Source organism: Clostridiaceae bacterium HFYG-1003 (assembly GCA_024579835.1).
GTDB lineage: Bacteria > Bacillota > Clostridia > Clostridiales > Clostridiaceae > JG1575.
Genome location: CP102060.1, coordinates 1000721 through 1018545, shown reverse-complemented (window position 1 = coordinate 1018545; position 17825 = coordinate 1000721). Strand labels below are relative to the sequence as shown.

General features: G+C 38.1%; 16 protein-coding genes. All 16 read right to left on the bottom strand.

Translation table 11 applies throughout. The features are described from left to right. Positions 1 to 82: 82 nt before the first annotated feature. The 16 genes from NQU17_04680 to NQU17_04605 all read right to left on the bottom strand — a co-directional run bounded on the left by NQU17_04680 (position 83) and on the right by NQU17_04605 (position 17823). The gene (locus tag NQU17_04680; GenBank protein UUM12860.1) at positions 83 to 1090 is read right to left on the bottom strand and encodes a site-specific integrase; all 1008 of its coding nucleotides are present in this window, start codon (positions 1088 to 1090) and stop codon (positions 83 to 85) included. Continuing rightward, positions 1087 to 2073: a tyrosine-type recombinase/integrase gene (locus NQU17_04675; protein UUM12859.1), complete on the bottom strand. Its 987-nt coding sequence runs from the start codon at positions 2071 to 2073 to the stop codon at positions 1087 to 1089. The genes NQU17_04680 and NQU17_04675 overlap by 4 nt, the downstream gene beginning before the upstream one ends. Then, positions 2057 to 2983: a tyrosine-type recombinase/integrase gene (locus NQU17_04670; protein ID UUM12858.1), complete on the bottom strand. Its 927-nt coding sequence runs from the start codon at positions 2981 to 2983 to the stop codon at positions 2057 to 2059. The genes NQU17_04675 and NQU17_04670 overlap by 17 nt, the downstream gene beginning before the upstream one ends. Positions 2984 to 3075: 92 nt before the next feature. Then, positions 3076 to 3936, bottom strand: coding sequence for a transposase (locus NQU17_04665; protein UUM12857.1), 861 nt, complete (start codon positions 3934 to 3936; stop codon positions 3076 to 3078). A gap of 87 nt (positions 3937 to 4023) precedes the next feature. Continuing rightward, positions 4024 to 4272: an IS66 family insertion sequence element accessory protein TnpB gene (gene tnpB / locus NQU17_04660; GenBank protein UUM12856.1), complete on the bottom strand. Its 249-nt coding sequence runs from the start codon at positions 4270 to 4272 to the stop codon at positions 4024 to 4026. Positions 4273 to 4292: 20 nt separating this feature from the next. Beyond that, complete coding sequence (locus NQU17_04655) at positions 4293 to 4517, bottom strand: hypothetical protein (GenBank protein ID UUM12855.1); 225 nt, start codon at positions 4515 to 4517, stop codon at positions 4293 to 4295. After that, positions 4517 to 6208 (bottom strand): transposase, encoded by a 1692-nt coding sequence (locus NQU17_04650; protein ID UUM12854.1) that lies wholly within the window; start codon positions 6206 to 6208, stop codon positions 4517 to 4519. The genes NQU17_04655 and NQU17_04650 overlap by 1 nt, the downstream gene beginning before the upstream one ends. A 366-nt stretch (positions 6209 to 6574) precedes the next feature. Next, positions 6575 to 7672, bottom strand: a complete 1098-nt coding sequence (locus NQU17_04645; GenBank protein UUM12853.1) for an NAD-dependent epimerase/dehydratase family protein — start codon at positions 7670 to 7672, stop codon at positions 6575 to 6577. 15 nt (positions 7673 to 7687) lie between these two features. Beyond that, complete coding sequence (locus tag NQU17_04640) at positions 7688 to 9160, bottom strand: nucleotide sugar dehydrogenase (protein ID UUM12852.1); 1473 nt, start codon at positions 9158 to 9160, stop codon at positions 7688 to 7690. A gap of 1087 nt (positions 9161 to 10247) precedes the next feature. Next, positions 10248 to 10805 carry a serine acetyltransferase gene (locus NQU17_04635; protein ID UUM12851.1) on the bottom strand — a complete coding sequence of 186 codons (558 nt, stop codon included), beginning with the start codon at positions 10803 to 10805 and terminating at the stop codon, positions 10248 to 10250. After that, complete coding sequence (locus NQU17_04630) at positions 10798 to 12321, bottom strand: sugar isomerase (protein ID UUM12850.1); 1524 nt, start codon at positions 12319 to 12321, stop codon at positions 10798 to 10800. Before NQU17_04630 ends, NQU17_04635 begins: the two co-directional genes overlap by 8 nt. An 11-nt stretch (positions 12322 to 12332) precedes the next feature. Next, on the bottom strand, positions 12333 to 13430 hold the full coding sequence (wecB, locus tag NQU17_04625) for a UDP-N-acetylglucosamine 2-epimerase (non-hydrolyzing) (protein ID UUM12849.1): 1098 nt from the start codon (positions 13428 to 13430) through the stop codon (positions 12333 to 12335). Between the two features lie 11 nt (positions 13431 to 13441). Then, the gene (locus NQU17_04620; protein ID UUM13458.1) at positions 13442 to 13717 is read right to left on the bottom strand and encodes an acyltransferase; all 276 of its coding nucleotides are present in this window, start codon (positions 13715 to 13717) and stop codon (positions 13442 to 13444) included. A gap of 287 nt (positions 13718 to 14004) precedes the next feature. Then, entirely contained in the window at positions 14005 to 15249 is a 1245-nt protein-coding gene (locus NQU17_04615; GenBank protein ID UUM12848.1) for an O-antigen ligase family protein, read from the bottom strand. A 368-nt stretch (positions 15250 to 15617) separates the two neighbouring features. Continuing rightward, a complete protein-coding gene (locus NQU17_04610) occupies positions 15618 to 16742 on the bottom strand; it encodes a glycosyltransferase family 4 protein (GenBank protein UUM12847.1) in 1125 nt (374 codons plus the stop codon). Position 16743: 1 nt separating this feature from the next. Continuing rightward, positions 16744 to 17823, bottom strand: coding sequence for a hypothetical protein (locus tag NQU17_04605; protein UUM12846.1), 1080 nt, complete (start codon positions 17821 to 17823; stop codon positions 16744 to 16746). Positions 17824 to 17825 lie beyond the last annotated feature (2 nt).

Below are 17825 nucleotides of genomic sequence, written 5' to 3'. Positions count from 1 at the left end.
TGTAGAGTCTTATGTTATGTAGAGCCGTGCATTCAAATCTAGTAATTTCAGTTGTTTGTTATACTCTGGCTCTACATAATATTTAGATATTATTTTTGAGCCAATCGAGCAGCTCATCCTTTTCATTGTCAGAATAGGGCTGAATGGAATCATCCAACTGAGACGCCGCTTCAATAATGTACTTCCGCTTTAGTTCTGGGTTGCATTTAGCATATATTTCAGTAGTTGTAACTGATGAGTGGCCAAGAAAATCTCTTATATAAATTAGATTCACTCCGCTTTCCAACAAGTGCATAGCTTTCGAATGTCGAATAACATGCGGATGTATCGACTTAATTAATATAGTCGGATCAACCTGTCTAGCTGATGTTAGATGCTTCTTAAGTATATATGCTACTCCAGAGCGAGAAAGAGGCTTGTTGGAACGGTTTCTAAAGAGCGTTTGGTCTGGCTTGGTGATTTTGTGACGTTCTACATACTGCAGTATGATATCGGTGGCGTTAGAGCTTATTGGGATTACCCTGGTCTTCCTCCCTTTCCCTGTAAGTGTTACAGTGTTAGGCTTCCTGAAAGAGATGTCTCCAAGACACACGTCAATCAGTTCCTGCACACGGCATCCCGTCTCATACAGGAAAGATAGGATAGCCAAGTCCCTGATCCCTTCAGACGTACCAAAATTCGGCTGCTTCAAGATAGACGCGATGGTATCTGTTGGCAGATAATCAACTATAGCAGACGGTGCGCGTTTGATACGTAACTGCAAGATAGATTGACAACCTTTGCTGTTTTCCGGTGCTCTTCGGATTACATAGTTGCAGAAGGCTTTTAAGGCAGCAAGACGCTGGTTGCGGGTGCTAACGCTACAGTGTCTCTCGCTTTCCAACCAGTCGAGGAATTTGCTGACATTCTCAGCGTTGAAGGCAACTATGTCCAAGTTCCTGGGCTTGCATTCTCGGCAGTCTTCAAGATACTTAATATAAAGGACCAATGTATCTCGATATGACTTTAACGTGTTTTCAGAGAGCCCAGCCTCACTCACTAAGTATTGGCAGAAAAAATCCGTTATTATACCTCCCATTAGTTTTTTCATAGCTTGCCGACCTTCGGGAAAATGAGATCGGCATCTTCCTCCCCGTATTGCAGGACATCAAGAAAGTACTGCTTTGTCAGTCGTAAGTAGATTTCTGTCGATTCGATGCCCTTGTGTCCGACATAAGTACTTAGTGCCGGCAGAGAGCAATAGGGATCCATCCCCTTCGTCACCATCTGCTCCAATGCATGGACACAAAATGTGTGGCGAAGGTCATGGATTCTAGGGGCCGAGCCACTCATGAGCGGCCCAATCCCAGCCTTATTCAGTAGCTTTCTAAAGGTCTTCCGTATAGTAACGTCAGAATAACGCTCGCCACGAAGAGCAGGAAAAAAATAAGGGTTGGTCTCGCGTTGAACTCTACTATCATAGTAAAAAAGGTATTTATTTAGAGAATCAGACATGGGAACCAAGCGAGAAACGTTATTCTTTCCATTACGGATGGTAATCACACCATTGTGTAGATCCACGTCATTGCATAACAGGGTTAAGGCTTCCCCAACGCGCAACCCACAGCCGTACAACAAGCGGATTACAGCAGGATAGATAAAAGGTGTGTTTATAAACTTGTTTCTATTGGGACCGATTCTGTCAGCAAAATAAAGGATTGATTCAATCTCGTCCTTGGTGAATATATATGGGGTGAAATCTTTCGGAGTTTTTACCAATTCTCTGGGTAAAACATAGGCATCCGAGCCTTGGAGTTTCATGTAGAGCCCGAACTGCCTTATCAATGACTGCTTAGAATGGATAGTTCTTGGGCGCTCCATGCCAGATCCTAACACGTAAGAATGGACAACTTCTGGTGTCAGCACAAAATTCGGAGTAACTGTTGAATTAGTATGAATATATTCAAGCATTGAATTTAAAAAAGCCTGGTAATTATAAGAACACTTGAATCCCAAGGAACGCTTATATGTGACATACGCCACAGCAATGTCTCGTACACGTTCCGAGAAGAGAAAGTCACCATATTGTTTCATAAGGCACCTCCAAAGCAATCTGTTTCAACGTATCCAAGTCGATATTCAGATAAATCCGGGTCGTGTTGAGGTTGGAGTGGCCTAGAACATCCCTAATAACATACATTGGTGTGTTATTATTCATCAGATTGCTTGCTAGGGAATGACGAAGGGCGTGGGGACCATGTTTCCGTTCCGATAAATCAATATTTCCTTTTTTAAAATATTTGGATACGAAAATATGGATGCAAGTATTGCTAAATGGTGCAAATCCATTCTTGGTTCCGACGAAGACATTTGTGCAAGTGCATGAGGGGCGCGCATTCTTGAGGTAATCTATAAGTGCAAAGCGCACACTTTCAGGCAAGGGAAGCTGCAGGAAGGCTTTTGTTTTATATTGTATAAATTCGATAGTGCCACGTTCCCAATACAAATCTGTCAGTTTCAGGTGACAGATATCGCTAGATCGCAATCCCAATTCCGAGGCGAGGAGGATTATTGCCAAATCCCTCTTGCCCGACTTCGTTTTCCGGTTGACTGCCGAGATAACTTGTTTGACTTCTTCTACTGAATAGAAAGACAGTATCCTTTCGCGTTTATTCGAAAAGATAACAGGAAATAGCTCATTTCCAGAATATAAGGTGATACCTTTTTGATAAAGGTAGTTGAAGAAATGTCTAAATATGAAAAGACGGCCGCTGATGGTGAGATTGGACAGATAGCTAATCTGGTCGATGTGGTTTGAGACGTGCTTTTGAAGACAATCGGAAAACCTGTATACCCTATTGTCACCCAGATAGTTAATGAGCTGAGTTAAGGCTAATCGTTTCCCATTGACTGTTAGTTCGGAAAGGTTTGAGAATTCCTCTAAATGTAAGTATTCGTTTAAGATAGTTGCATAGCATTGGTACTGAAGTACTGTTTTGGGCATGATGCACCTCCTTTGTACAAGAGAATGCAATAAAAATTATGTAGAGTCAAACTCAATTAAACTGATACTTACCAGTCATAATAAGCTCAACTCTACATAACATAAGACTCTACATAAGACGAATTATGCGAAGCTTCGCATAACTCGTCCGCGTGAAGTATGTCGCTTTGGACCAACTCCTGGTGCAGCAGATCATAGACGCCCCGCAGGTAGAGTTCTGCTCCGGTTATGATCCATCGAGACAAGTTCGCTCTGGAAATTTGGATCCCCGTGTTGAGCAGCATGGTCTCCAGCTGATAGATCGTTGTTCGCTCCCAGTATTTCTTGGCCATGACATAGGCCATAAGGGATGCTGAAACATAGCTCCCGGGAATGACCGGCAGCCGCTTGGGCGCTTGAACGATGGGATTGAGAACTCCCTCCTGACTGCACGGGGGACAGACATAGGAATAGGTGATATATTTCTTTTTGATGATCTGGGCCGGAATAACTTCGATTTCTGTTCGCTCAGAGCTGGTCATCTGCTTCAGCTGACCATGGCAGGAGGGGCAGAACTTGTCTTTTTCTGGCAGCTCTTCGATGACTTCCACTACGGGCAGGTGGTCGAAACAGCGCTTGGATCCACCAACTTCTCCCTTGATCCGACGGGCATGGCCCTTCTTGGGTTCCTCAAGCTCCTGAGCTTCTTCCTCGATGATTGCTTCGGCTTCGTTGAAGATACCAAATGGTTCATCATTAAGTAAGCTCATCTGGCCTGCTTGTTCTTGCTTGAGCCGTTCGCTGGAAGCGCCAAACTTCTGACTGGATCCCAAGCGAAGGAGTGCTCGCATCTGTTCGATGGTCTCTTTGAGCTCTTCATTCTCCAGTTGCAGGATTTCCCACTGATTGATGATTTCTGCCTTGCTGAACCCTTCAAGTTTAGCCTTATTAAGTTGGTTTTTTTGAGTGTTCATGCGCTTTTCCATAAGTATATTATACTTGAATCGAGCCAACAAAAAAAGCCCTGAGAACGCTGAAAAACAGCATTTCTAGGGTCGATTCTATATGACTTTTCGTGCTAAAACCTCGGAAAATCCATCTCTTTGATTGATATTCAGGCCATTCATTAACCAATCGTATTGCTCTCTTGAGATGCTCATAACCGGCAGGGTGGACTGTGGCCATTTGAACTTGCCCGATTCCAAACGCTTATACGCTAACCAAAATCCGTTAAAATCCCACTCAATGATTTTGATTTTATTATGCTGCTTGTTACAGAACATAACCTTAACTTCCTGAAATTTTCCCACTAAAGATCGAATTGACCGAATTAATCTGCATCCGGATCCCGATTGATGTAGTCCAGAATCTCTTCAAAGGAGCGCTTGCTCTTTGCGATCGCCTCCATTAATTCCCGGTCTCTCATTGCCTGTCTCTTCTGGAGAAGTTCCTTCAGAACAGCGGCTTCCGCGTCGTATCTAGCCTTGGCCTTGGCCAGGGCGGCTTCGGATTGCTTTATTTTCTCATCGATCAGGATCTTGGGTCCTCTTGCCATTAGAGCTCTCCTTTTAATCGTTCATTGATTTGGTTTGCCTTGTTCTTTATGTTTACCGCATCCAGTCTGAAGGCTTTCAGGATTGCTTTCTGCGTGGCTGTCACCGCGTGACTTAAGCGATAGTTGCCATCTCCCATCCTCGTCATCTCGATCTTTTCCAGTTCCCGTAGTGCGGCTGGAACAGTCATGTAATTGGCTTTCCGGTCGTTGTTTACCATCTCCGCTTTCAGCAGGGTGTACATGCGGCTTCGAATGATCGTGGCAACAAACTCAATGAAGATTTTAGCCGTTGCGGATTCGTTGGAGTGCACTCGAAGACTCTTGTTGCCCAGATAGGACTTGCTTCCACGGAACAACTTTTCCGATACATCACGCCCCTTATACAAGGTGATCGCTTCTTCGGCGGTCATCTTTTTTGAGGTCACAATGACGAAATATCCGCATAGTTTCAATTCGCGCTCAATGACGTCTTCCTTCTCCTTCAGGGCAAGAAAGGTCCCATCCTTGTCATAGAAGACCTCAAAATATTGGTTGTAGCTATCCGGCACATTCATCACTTTCCCCTGATACGGAGCCATGAGGGCAGCCATTCGCTCCACCTTCATCTTCAACGCAGATCGTTCCCAGGTTTGCTTTTCATCACTGTGAAAGAGATGGAAATAGCGGTCGTTTTGATCCGACTCATAGAGCTTATGCCGAACGGTAATGCCTGATACATCATAGGCTTTTACCCGACGATTCCAGCTCTCTTCGAAGCTCCCCCGGTGGGTCATAATCAGTTCATTGACCAGCTTGGCTCTCCCCTTGAGCATCATGACAAAGTCATAGCCATATTGATCCATGTACTCAATATTCTGGCGACTGAAGTAACCCCGGTCAAGAATAAATCCGATTTTGCGATAACCATAGGCATAGGCTCGATCAAGCATATACTGCAGTTGGGAGACATCTACAATGCTGCCGGGATATTCCTCATAAAATAGCGGCACCAGGTTGCTGGTGTCATAGGCAATCGCATAATTGAAGATGGGACAGCCCAGATCCACTTTCGGGTGTCCGAACTCCACTAGCTCAAGATCTCCGGCCTGGCAATTCTTATTTGTGGAGTCATACGAAATATAGATTTTCTCTCGATGGTCTCTGGCTGCATTCCAGTCGTTCAAGAACCCCATACTTTGCTCATCAGTCATCTGGCTTAGGAAGTCGGAGATTTTGGAATCACTGTACATATGCATTTTTTCTGAGAACAGGGGATGGTTATAGGCATAGTCAGGATAATATTGCGAGGCGTTGTTTTCACAGATGATCGAGTAGATCGCCAGGTCCAAAAACAAGCCCAGATCAGGAGAGTTAAAGTACCGGGCCAGCAGCTCAGGCAGTTTGTAGGCTTCAACAATCTGCTGCAGGACAATGAAAGCCCCAACTTTAAGGGTATAGCTTCGACGAACTGTACCCTTTTCGACCGGAAGTTCAACTTCGGGAAAATACTTCAAAAAATTCTCGTTGGGCACCATTCGCTCTGGATTGACCGGATCCTGTTTGCCGATGGTGACTCGTTTGGGAATGGTATACTTGCGCTCCGGATAATAGATCCGCTCGTATTCGAAGTCGATATAGACCGCATTTTTCTTTTTCTGATGAGTTATTTTCCCTGGAATATCAGGTACATCAACGACACAATCAAGATACATTTCGGGTACTTCCTTTAGTGCTATTTAATACTAAATATTGTATAACAAAAGTCCCATGAATGCAACCCTTAAAGACTGTATTCATGGGCTTTGAGCGCATTTTATTGACGATGAAATCTTTTTAGTGGTATTAATTCAGGAAGTTAAGGTTGCCAGCGCCAATTTGTTGAATTGTATTCGTGCAAAACGAACGAAAGAATTCTGCATGGGATAAGTGCGCCCAAAATTGGGGGTTAGCCCACAAAACGGGCAGAAATCGCACTAAAATCCAGCATTTTTTTGCACCCATGAGCAAAAAAACAACATAATGACCGAACTGGGAAACGTTAACCTCAAATAATCAGTGTTTCCCTAGAAAAAAGTGTCTCATCGTATCTCGTAGTAATCCTTGTACCATTCTGCAAACCTTCTAAGCCCTTCACGAATACCGATACTGGGTTTAAATCCAAAGTCACGTTCCAATGGTTCACTATCCGCATAAGTCACAGATACGTCACCTGCTTGCATTCCCACAAGTTTTTTTAGTGATTCGAAGTCGAAGCCATTAGGCAACACTTCTGCTCGGATCAATTCTTCCTTTAGTATAGTTATATAATTCAGTAGGTTCTCTGGAGTTCCTCCGCCAATATTGTATACAGCATATGGAGGTATTTGAAGTCCATCTTCTCCCATCTTACTCTCCGGTGCTCCTTGCATAACTCGAATTACACCTTCAACAATATCATCGATATACGTAAAATCACGTTTACAATTACCGTAATTAAAAATCTGAATAGTTTCACCTTTCAGTAGTTTTTGTGTAGTTTCAAAATAGAACATATCTGGTCTTCCTGCAGGGCCATATACGGTAAAAAAACGGAGTCCTGTGGAAGGAATATTGAAGAGAGTTGAGTATGCATGAGCTAACAGTTCATTGCTTTTCTTTGTCGCAGCATAAAGGGATACAGGAGTATCTACTTTATCATCTGTGCTGAATGGAACCTTCTTGTTATGACCATAAACACTGGAGCTTGATGCATACACAAGATGTTCAATCGGATAATGACGGCAAGCTTCCAAGATATTATAGAAACCGATTAAGTTGCTCTCAATGTAAACATCCGGATGTTCGATAGAATAACGAACTCCTGCCTGAGCAGCAAGATTAACTACCACATCAATATTAAATTTTGAAAACAAATTATTAATTAGAGCTTTATTAGAAAGATTTCCTCTAACAAAGGTAAAATTTCCGGCCGTGAAACCATTTTCCACATCGTCTATCCTTTCTCCTGCTGCCGATAAAGAGATATCTCTAAGTCTATGAACTTTCAAGGCTACCGCATAATAGTCATTTAAACTATCCAATCCGATAATCCTGACAGAAGGAAATCGGGTCAGTAGCTCCCTTGACAGATATGCTCCGATAAATCCCGCAGCACCAGTGACTAGCACTGTTTTATTTGCTAAATCGATTTTCTGCATAGTGTGCTCCTTCTATTAATCTCTTCTAAAAATGTCTCTTGTATAAACCTTATTACTTACGTCATTCAAGCAACTATCATATCTATTTGCAATGATAGCCTGAGAAATAGTTTTGAAATCCTTTAGATCACCGATAACGCGGCTACCGAAGAATGTTGATCCTGCAGGTAAAGTCGGTTCATAAATAACTACCGTTGCACCTTTTGCCTTAATGCGCTTCATGACACCCTGTATGGAACTCTGACGAAAGTTATCACTGTTACTCTTCATAGTTAAGCGATATACGCCAATGACTACCTCCCTCTCTCTACTCATTTCCCAACGACTATTTGCCTCATAAGCACCGGCAATTTCAAGCACACGATCGGCTATGAAATCCTTTCTTGTTCTATTACTATCGACAATCGCAGTCATCATATTCTGAGGAACGTTACCGAAGTTCGCCAATAATTGTTTGGTATCTTTCGGAAGACAATATCCACCATAACCGAAAGATGGATTGTTGTAATGAGTACCGATGCGAGGATCCAAACACACGCCATTAATAATCTGACTTGTGTTTAGTCCTTTACTTTCTGCGTAGGTATCCAATTCATTGAAGTAAGATACACGGAGAGCAAGATATGTATTTGCAAATAGCTTGACAGCCTCAGCCTCAGTAAAACCCATATATAAGGTATCAATGTCTTCTTTAATCGCTCCTTGTTGAAGGAGAGTTGCAAAGGTGTGTGCACTGGTTTCATTTGACTTATCACAAGCCACGATGATACGGCTCGGATAGAGATTGTCGTAAAGAGCTTTAGATTCTCGTAGAAACTCTGGACTGAAAATAATGTTGCATGTATTGTACTTCTCGCGTACATGTGCAGTATATCCAACAGGGATAGTAGATTTGATCACCATGATTGCTTTCTGATTGTTCTTTAAAACCATCTCTATTACATTTTCAACAGCGGAGCAATCAAAGAAGTTATTTTTGCTGTCATAGTTAGTAGGTGTTGCAATAACCACATAGTCTGCATTTCTATAAGCAGTTGCGGCATCTAAAGTAGCGGTCAAATCAAGTTTTTTTTCTGCCAGATAATTCTCAATATACTCGTCCTGTATAGGGCTCTTTCTTTTGTTTATCATCTCGACTCTCTCAGGAATGATGTCCACAGCTGTTACATTGTTGTGTTGAGCTAATAGAATCGCTATCGAAAGACCAACGTAACCAGTACCCGCTACAGCTATATTATATCTTCTCTCAGGCGTAGTCCTTACTTTTTCTCCTACTACCTCTTCAATCAGATCAATGTATTCAAACTCAAGTACTTCTCCAATAACTTCGATCTGATCGATGGATGGGACGTACTCCCCGTTTTCAATTCGACCGATTAATGAACGACTAATACCCGTCTTTTCAGCAAGTTCCTCCTGTGTTATTTTTTTTTCTTCCCTTCTGTTTTTCACGATGTTATTCAATTTGTTTAAAGATATTTTTTTCATTAGGCTTTTCTCCATTATTTAACGTTTCGTTGTAATACTAACTATGCAATCACTCAAATTAATATTCTCCCATTATCATTTTACCCACTTGTAATCTTTTTAGTAACAACGATATTCTTAGGCTCAAAAGTAGTGATATAAAGAAACTAATTGATACATATACAAAGTCAGGCAAAAATTCCAGATCGAAAATTTGCATAGTCAAGTAGATAATCTGCTGGTGAAACAGAAATACACCCATGCTATTAATTGATAAAACCTTTATCAATCTATATTTTTCATTTTTCTCCATATTAAACATTCGTAATAATCCAATAATGCCAATATGCCCAAAAGACTAATAAATGGTAAAATAAAAACCGTTTTTTATATTTAATCCTCAATAAATATATCCGTTTGCTGCGCCCATATATCTGATCAAAAAACAATTGGATTTATATGTTTTATGAACCACTCGACTTTTCTTCTATATTCAAACCCAAAGAAAAAGTAAATAATAAACTGCAGAGCTGCTTCAAGCTTAAAAACTCCAAGCGGAATCCTTTATTTAATGACAACTGAACTCCAATAAAATAGTAATAATTAAATCCATCTAACAATTTCCGGAAAATTTCAACAAGAAGTCACTTCCCCAAAAGAAGAAGCAAAATACGATGAACAACAAAGGTAAGTACCACAATTGTCCAGGCTGAATTGCGAGTCCAAAATCTCTCAGAACCATGATTGTAGAGAGATCATATACGAAACACTTGGCGGGTATTACCCACAAAACAGATACTAATACATAATGGACTAAGAGTCTAAATATTCTCTTTTTAATATCTTCTTTAACGTACGATAATCTCCCTTCACATATCGAATAATATACAAAAGATACCCACTTGCGAACATAAATACCTGTATATGTAATGTGTTGAGAAAAAAAGCTATTAAGAAATACATTGTATTAGTTCTAGTACCTTCATACCCGCCCCAGAAATTTCCGGAAACGGTTAGACATGAATGATATAAAACAACAGCCATCATCATTATTGTTTTGTCATGCAAATTTGATCAAGTTCTCTATTCAAGGTTGATAAATTTTTCGTCAAGACAATATACCTTCTGTACCTTGTTCACTAATTTTCTTTGCTGGAATTCCACCAATTGAGATTCCTACTTGTTCAAAACTACGGTTTACGACTGCGTTAGCTCCAATAGCAATGTTATCCGAAATTTTTATTGCACCAAACAATTTAGCTCCTGGGGCAAAGTAAACATTGTTACCTATTTGTGGAGCAGCATTAAATGCTCTTGCATCTGCACCTATATTAACACCCACATGAATTCTGCAATTTTCACCCAAATGGGCGTGTGGACTAATTATAATTGGTCCTATATGGGCAATACACAAACCTTTATCCACCGTATTGATAGGGATAGAGAATCCGCAAACTGCGCCAAGTTTAGATCTACGCCATCGATACCAGCCTCCAACCAATTTTCTGATCAACCCATACTGGCAATTAGAATAATACTCGCATTTTCGCAAAAGTATCTCATATCTCCAAATGTAATCATTAATTGAAGGGAAGTTAGATTTCCTGCCTAACGCAATTTTATCTGCAGCCATATACTCTAATAAATCTGATTTTGTCTTAATCATATGTACACCTTAGATTACTACTCTTTAGTCGTTTTAAACAAGTTTTTATTAGTTTAAACATCATTTCCTTTTTGAAAATAATATTGATAATAAGTGACCCAATAAACCAAACACTAATCACTTTCAATGCAAGTACTGTCCAATTGAGCGCATTAATTATAGGCATTTCGAATCGAGATGAAAAGTAAAAGCAGGGTATTATAATCAGTCCATCCAAACATATTTGGATGGCAAAATTCTTAAATGGCCATTTAATCATATTTTTACTATTGAATACAGCCATCCAAATCGTTTGGTATATCATCGCAACCAATGTGCCAATAGTTACACCTATCAAGCCGTAATTTTCTACCATAATGATAGATATCCCAACATTTAATATTGTCGCAACAATAAAGCAAACTTGTGTTTCTTTATACATGCCTGTTGCCTTTATCATAATATTATACGGTAAACGATAACAATGGAAAGCATGTGCGAGTACAAGCAACCCACCAAACAAGGGTTGAACATAATTTACATCTGAAATATGTAATGTGAATACTTGAACAAATGGCACTATAAGTGATGCCGTGCAACCAAATCCAAATGTAACAATTGTATGTAGCATCCATTCTATCCATTTAAATGTTTCCATCAGCTCACTCAACTCTCTTTTTGCCCACAATTCACCTAATAAGGACTCAATACCAAACGTCATAGAAAGGAATATTTTTTTAACTCCACTCAAGACAAGAAAATAAATGGAATATATAGACACTTGGGATAATGTTGTCATTACCGTCAATACTATTATGTCAGTTTGATCGAGAACTACCGAACATATATGCTGCGCAATTCCGTTCCACTTTTGCTCAATTGGCTCCTCATTATAAACTGCTTTTCGATTAATTTTATAATGCTTATTTACATACCACCTTAGTGCAAGCGGTCGTGCAAGATAAATAAGTGATGTTGAAAGTTTTACTATATGTATGGGTATTTCGTACTTAATAAGAATTATACTGGCCAAAGTATTGATTATTAATGTAATTATCAGCGCATTATTCTGAACATAGCCCCGTTGATCAGCAAGCAATAACAGACGATCAACAACCCCAAAATAATACTGAGCAAATGAGCTTATGCTTATAGATAAAATTAATAAACCATTATAAAAATAAGAATAATTTTGTTTTGCAATTAATGGATATACTAAAATCAATACAATAACATATACAAATAACATTAGGCCAATTCTTTTAAAAAATTTTCCCGCGGAAGTTATTATTTTGCTAATTGTATCATTATCTTGTTCAGCGAGTGGTTTGTAAAGTGCTGACATTACCACCGCTCCAACGCCCAACTCAAGTACAGAAATAAACGCTAAAAACTCTGTTATAGAGTTTATTAATCCGTTAAGCTCAGATCCATATTGCTGTAATATTAGTCGTGGTAAAACAAAACCGCAAATAATCGCGCATACTTGAAATACAAGTGATGAAATTGTGTTCCATGCGAATTTTTTTGTTTTCATATATTATCCTGTTATGAGTCTATACAAAGAATATCTGCTATTCTCTTACATGCATGACCATCCCCATAAGGATTATCCCCATGGGCCATTTTTGCATATTCCTCTTCATTATCCAATAGCTTTGTAAACCATTCATAGATCATTTCTTCACTGGTTCCTACAAGTTTTAATGTTCCAGCATCTATTCCTTCCGGTCTTTCTGTAGTATCTCTCATAACCAAAACCGGTTTTCCAAAAGAAGGACATTCTTCCTGAATTCCACCAGAGTCCGTAAGGCACAGATAGCATCTCGCTTCAAAGTTATGACAATCAACCACTTCAATTGGTTCAATAATATGAATCTGTTGGCAATCACCAAGTTCTTCCTCTGCAGCTTTTCTTACCACCGGGTTCATATGAATGGGATAAATCGCCTTAACATCAGGGTGTTCATCTAGAACTCGTCTGATAGCACGGAACATATTATGCATCGGCTGACCAAGGTTTTCCCGTCTATGAGCAGTAATAAAAATCATTCTATTGTCGCCTACCCAATCCAATTCTGGATGTTGATAATTCTCAACAACAGTATGTTGCATTGCATCAATTACCGTGTTACCCGTTACATAGATGGAATTCGGATTTTTTCCTTCTTCTAAAAGATTCTTCCTTCCAAGCTCCGTTGGGGCGAAGTTGTACTTACTTATAATTCCAACAGCCTGACGGTTAAACTCTTCCGGATATGGGGAATAAATATTATATGTCCGAAGCCCTGCTTCTACATGTCCCACAGGTATCTTTAAGTAAAAACACGCAAGTGCAGTAGCAAAAGCTGAGGATGTATCACCATGAACAAGACAAACATCCGGTCTTACATCTTCAAGTACTTCCTTGATTCTCTCTAATATATTAACTGTAACATCAAATAAAGTCTGTTTGTCTTTCATAATAGAAAGATCATAATCAGGAATAACATGGAATGTATCAAGAACTTGATCAAGCATTTGACGATGTTGGCCAGTAACACATACGATAGTTTCTATTGAAGATCTTTTCTTTAACTCTTTTACGATCGGGCACATTTTAATTGCTTCGGGTCTTGTTCCAAAAACCAGCATAACTTTTTTCATGTTATTACCTCTTATTCACAAAAATTCTCAAGTCTATTTTTTACTACTTTCGCGGGATTTCCGACTGCAACAGAGTAAGGAGAAATATCTTTTGTAACTACTGCACCAGCTCCAACAACTGAATGCTTACCAACCCTAACACCTGGTAAAATTGTCACACGACTCCCAATCCAAACACCATCCTCTATGATTACTGGTTGTTCTTTGGAATTTCCTTGATACTTGATTGGGATATCCACTCTGTCAGTTTTATGATTAACAGTCCAAATTTGACACTCCGGTCCCATTATGACGTTATTTCCTATAATACATTTACCTTTTATCTCAGCTTTGTAGCCAATGTCTGAGTTATTTCCCAACTCACATCGCATTGAAAAGGTAGATTTATTATATATATTAACATTATATCCGCATTTTTCTAACATTAGTCTCCCGCATAGCTCGCGTAGTTTTTTTGCGAATATTCCAAACATTTGAAACTTGCAATGAGCCGCCGGCAAATGACGAGCGATACCATAAAAGAGAATATAGCCTACTAGTTTTTTTCCTTTTTTCATTTCATACATCCTATTACTCACCTACTCTTAGAAGTCATCATCGAAATATTTCCTTTTGAATAATTTCTTTCTCTTTCCTCTTTCAAAATTCTTTGCATCGAAAATACTAGACCAAGAATTATGTAAAAATACATATCGTATATATATACAACTGCATATCCACTGATTAAAACTGAGATTACAAGAAGTAGGAAACCCCTTGACGTAATAATCAGGTCTTCAGGTAAATAACTTAATGCTGATGCATTACAATAAAAACACTTTGCGCATCTTAAAAGCATAGTGATAAAAATGCCAAAACCAATAATGCCTGTACATCCAAGTAATTCAAAATACATTGAATGGCTATAAACACCAATTCTACCTTCTATAGCACCAAACCCCGCACCAACAATAGGTGAATCTAAAAAATAATCAAATGCCAGACCCATTAAAATTTTTCTACCAGTATCACCTCCTTCTTCACCACCACTCAAAAACCTCTGAAATAATGTTGTAGTGAGGAAAACGTCAGCTAATAGATATATTGCAACTGTGACTGTGAGTACCATAGAGATGAAAAAAAGACCCCTGACTAAAGGTTTTTTTTTGTATTTAATATGAATGTAGGAAATAATGCCAGCCATCAGCAGAAAGGCTAGTATGAGAAATCCTCTTCTTGAGGCAGAATCTATTTGAGCTTTTGCACACAACAAGGTAGAAGTAATGATTATTGATTTTTTCCATAATGTAGCTTTTCCAGATCCAAATAGTACAACATTTGATACCACTGCTACCGCGAAATAGCTTGATTCAACGTTAACATTTAAATCTCCAAGTGCAATCGCTCCAGTACTTGTTATTTTCCCGTCAATAAGACTCCACAATGCAACTAGTGTAATAGCAACAGAGAGAATCCATAGAATCTTACGTAATTTATCAATTTTCCCATCCACATAAACATAAATACCAAACATAGGTATCAAATATTCAATAATATTAAAAACATATTTAGTTGTAAGGGAAGGAAATTTCCCAAACAATAAACTGTTCATTGATGATATAATTATAAAAAAAATAATTAACCATAAGGGATTATAGTAGTTAAATGATTTATGAAGATTCATGCATGAAAGTATTAAAATTAGTACTCCCAGCACTGGAAAAGCTAGTCTAATTTCTGAATATGCGTTTTGATACCAAAAAGCATAGATAAAAAAAAATGATAATAAAATATACAAAGTGGCTGATCCAATCTTGTGTTGCTTATTTGTACTACTCATTGTCGCCTCCTACGTCCCCACATTATCCAAACTTTTTTTCATCTGCCCAGTGCTAAACAATTACTTTCATTCATTTGGATAGTTATCTGTTGAGTAAGGGTGATTCACTTGGTGATCCCTTTCAACTGTCATGGTCAAGATTTAATAAATATAATACCTAGCAAAGTGACATCAATAAATATTTTCGATGTAATTTCGGAACATTAAATGATTTATACTTAATTAGATAGCGTAAGGTAGATTCTTATCCATCATAAGATCAGATTGAATGATTAAATTTTTTTCTAAAAAAAACAAACATATAAAATAAATTTTATTTTTTACTTTATATTTCGTTTTCCATAATATTTCATCTAAGATAATCATATTTAAATGGGAAATATATATTTTTTTATAGCATTTGCCCTGCGTTCTATTGTAAGTTCTTTAGCTTTATTTAAAGCTGCTTCTGACATGCGTAATCTAAGTTCCTTATTATTTTTCAAAAGCATTATTGCTTGATAAAGTTCATTTTTATTCTGTTCATTAATCCTTATTGAACATGAGTCATTTAATATTTCATCATTAAATGATTTGTTGGATGATATGACCGGTAACCCACAGGCCAAAGCTTCAATTATCGCATTACAACATCCTTCAGCTCTTGTAGGTAGAACAAATATATCAGCTGCATTCAAAAATGTAACTATTTTATTATGTTCAACCAGTCCTGAGTACAATAGATTTTTACACTTAGGCGGCTCTTCTCCATGGCCAACAAAAATAGAATAAACGTCTTTTGCACTGTCCAAAACACTAGTTAACTGCCTGATTCCTTTTCTTTCAATGAACCCACCCACAAAACTTACTATAAATGCATCTTCAGGCATACCCAATGTTTTTCTTGCATCTTTTTTATCCATAGGATAAAACGCTTCTGATCGATACCCATTTACAATGGTAATCATTTTTTCAGTTGGAGCAAGTTGCGCCTCTATTGTTTCAATTCTATTCTTTCCTGATGCACATACAACACCTGTTATTCTATTTAAATTTTCAGCAGTAATCATATAGTCATGAATTGTTAAATCGCACTCGCTTGCTTGTACGTAAATTGGCGTGGTTTTATCTTTTAATGCCATAGCAGTCATTAAACCTACATGCCAAAAATAGCAATAAATGGCATCTACAGGTCCTGCCATCTCAACACCCTTACGAATTCCTGTCATCATTATTGAATCTGCTAATTTCTGCAATAACTGACTTTTGGTATTGGAAAAGGTCATTATTTTAGGTCTAATAACTTTTATAATTTTGCCTTCCAGCGATTTATCAACTATTTTAATTGGCTTGTTACGCCTTCTTCGAACAATATTCTTTGTTACACTCTGGGGAGCAACCACTGCACATTCGATATCCTCTTTCGATAATGAATGAGCCAGTTGCTGCACAAATGTGAATAATGGTTCTCCTTCATATGGGTAGAACTCTGACACTATGCAAACTCTTTTCATTTCATACCCTCTTCAATCTAGAAAAAACTTGAATGCAATCTTCAAATGTCTTCATATCTGCCAATACTTTGTGAAGAAATTTCCTTCTACCTTTACTATATAGCTCAAAATCGAATAGTTTTATTTTCTCCTCTAGAACAAGATTTATTGTATAAAAATCTTCTTCAGAAATGGTCATACCTATATAGAACTCGTCAGCCCATTCTGCAATTGCTTCATTATGTTTCAGAACTATAAAAGGAATCCCTGCGATAACAGAATCATAAAGTTTATTCGGTAAGGCGTTTTTATTTATCTCCATTCTTCGACGAATTATATTCACAATGTCAGCACTTGTTCTATATATTTCTACAATATCACTTTTGTTATACGCTCCTTTGAAAGTAATATTATTACATTTATTTTCAAAAACATAATTTTTTAGATATCGCTTTTCTTCATTCTCCTTACCTATATAACTCAAATGGAATTTTTCTCTATTTAAAGCTTCCAATAGCTTTATATTAATGTTTGGTTCGGCAAGCATTCCCGCACTAACAATGCGACATGGCGACTGAAACCTACCTGAAGGAAGATCATCAATATATTTCATAATTTGATGAACATCTGCATTATGACATAGAATGTTAGTTCTTCCCGTCCATGCATTAAATTTCGGTGATGATACAATAACATTTTCAGCTGCCGAGCAAATTTTCTTGAAATAATTGGGAAAAAGTCTAATAAAAGGTGAGTCATCTCGAATATCCAGCAAAAATCTATATTTTTTTAAAAAAACTATCCCTAAAAAGAAACTTGGAGCAGCAGTTAGTACAATCAATTTTTCTAATTTGTTTTTACGAATGTACTTTTTGCACATTTTTGCAAATATCAAATATCCCCATAATTTCCGAACTTTTTCTGTGTCCTCAACTGTAAAATTTAGCGCCTCATCAACCTCCTCCTGCAATCCACCTTTATTCCAAGATATTGTAACGTATGGTACATTTAGTCTATTAAGCGTATTAATATAATTCATGTAATATGGCGCATATTTAATGTTTGTAGGAACCATTATTAATATCGGTTTGGTTTCATTCAACT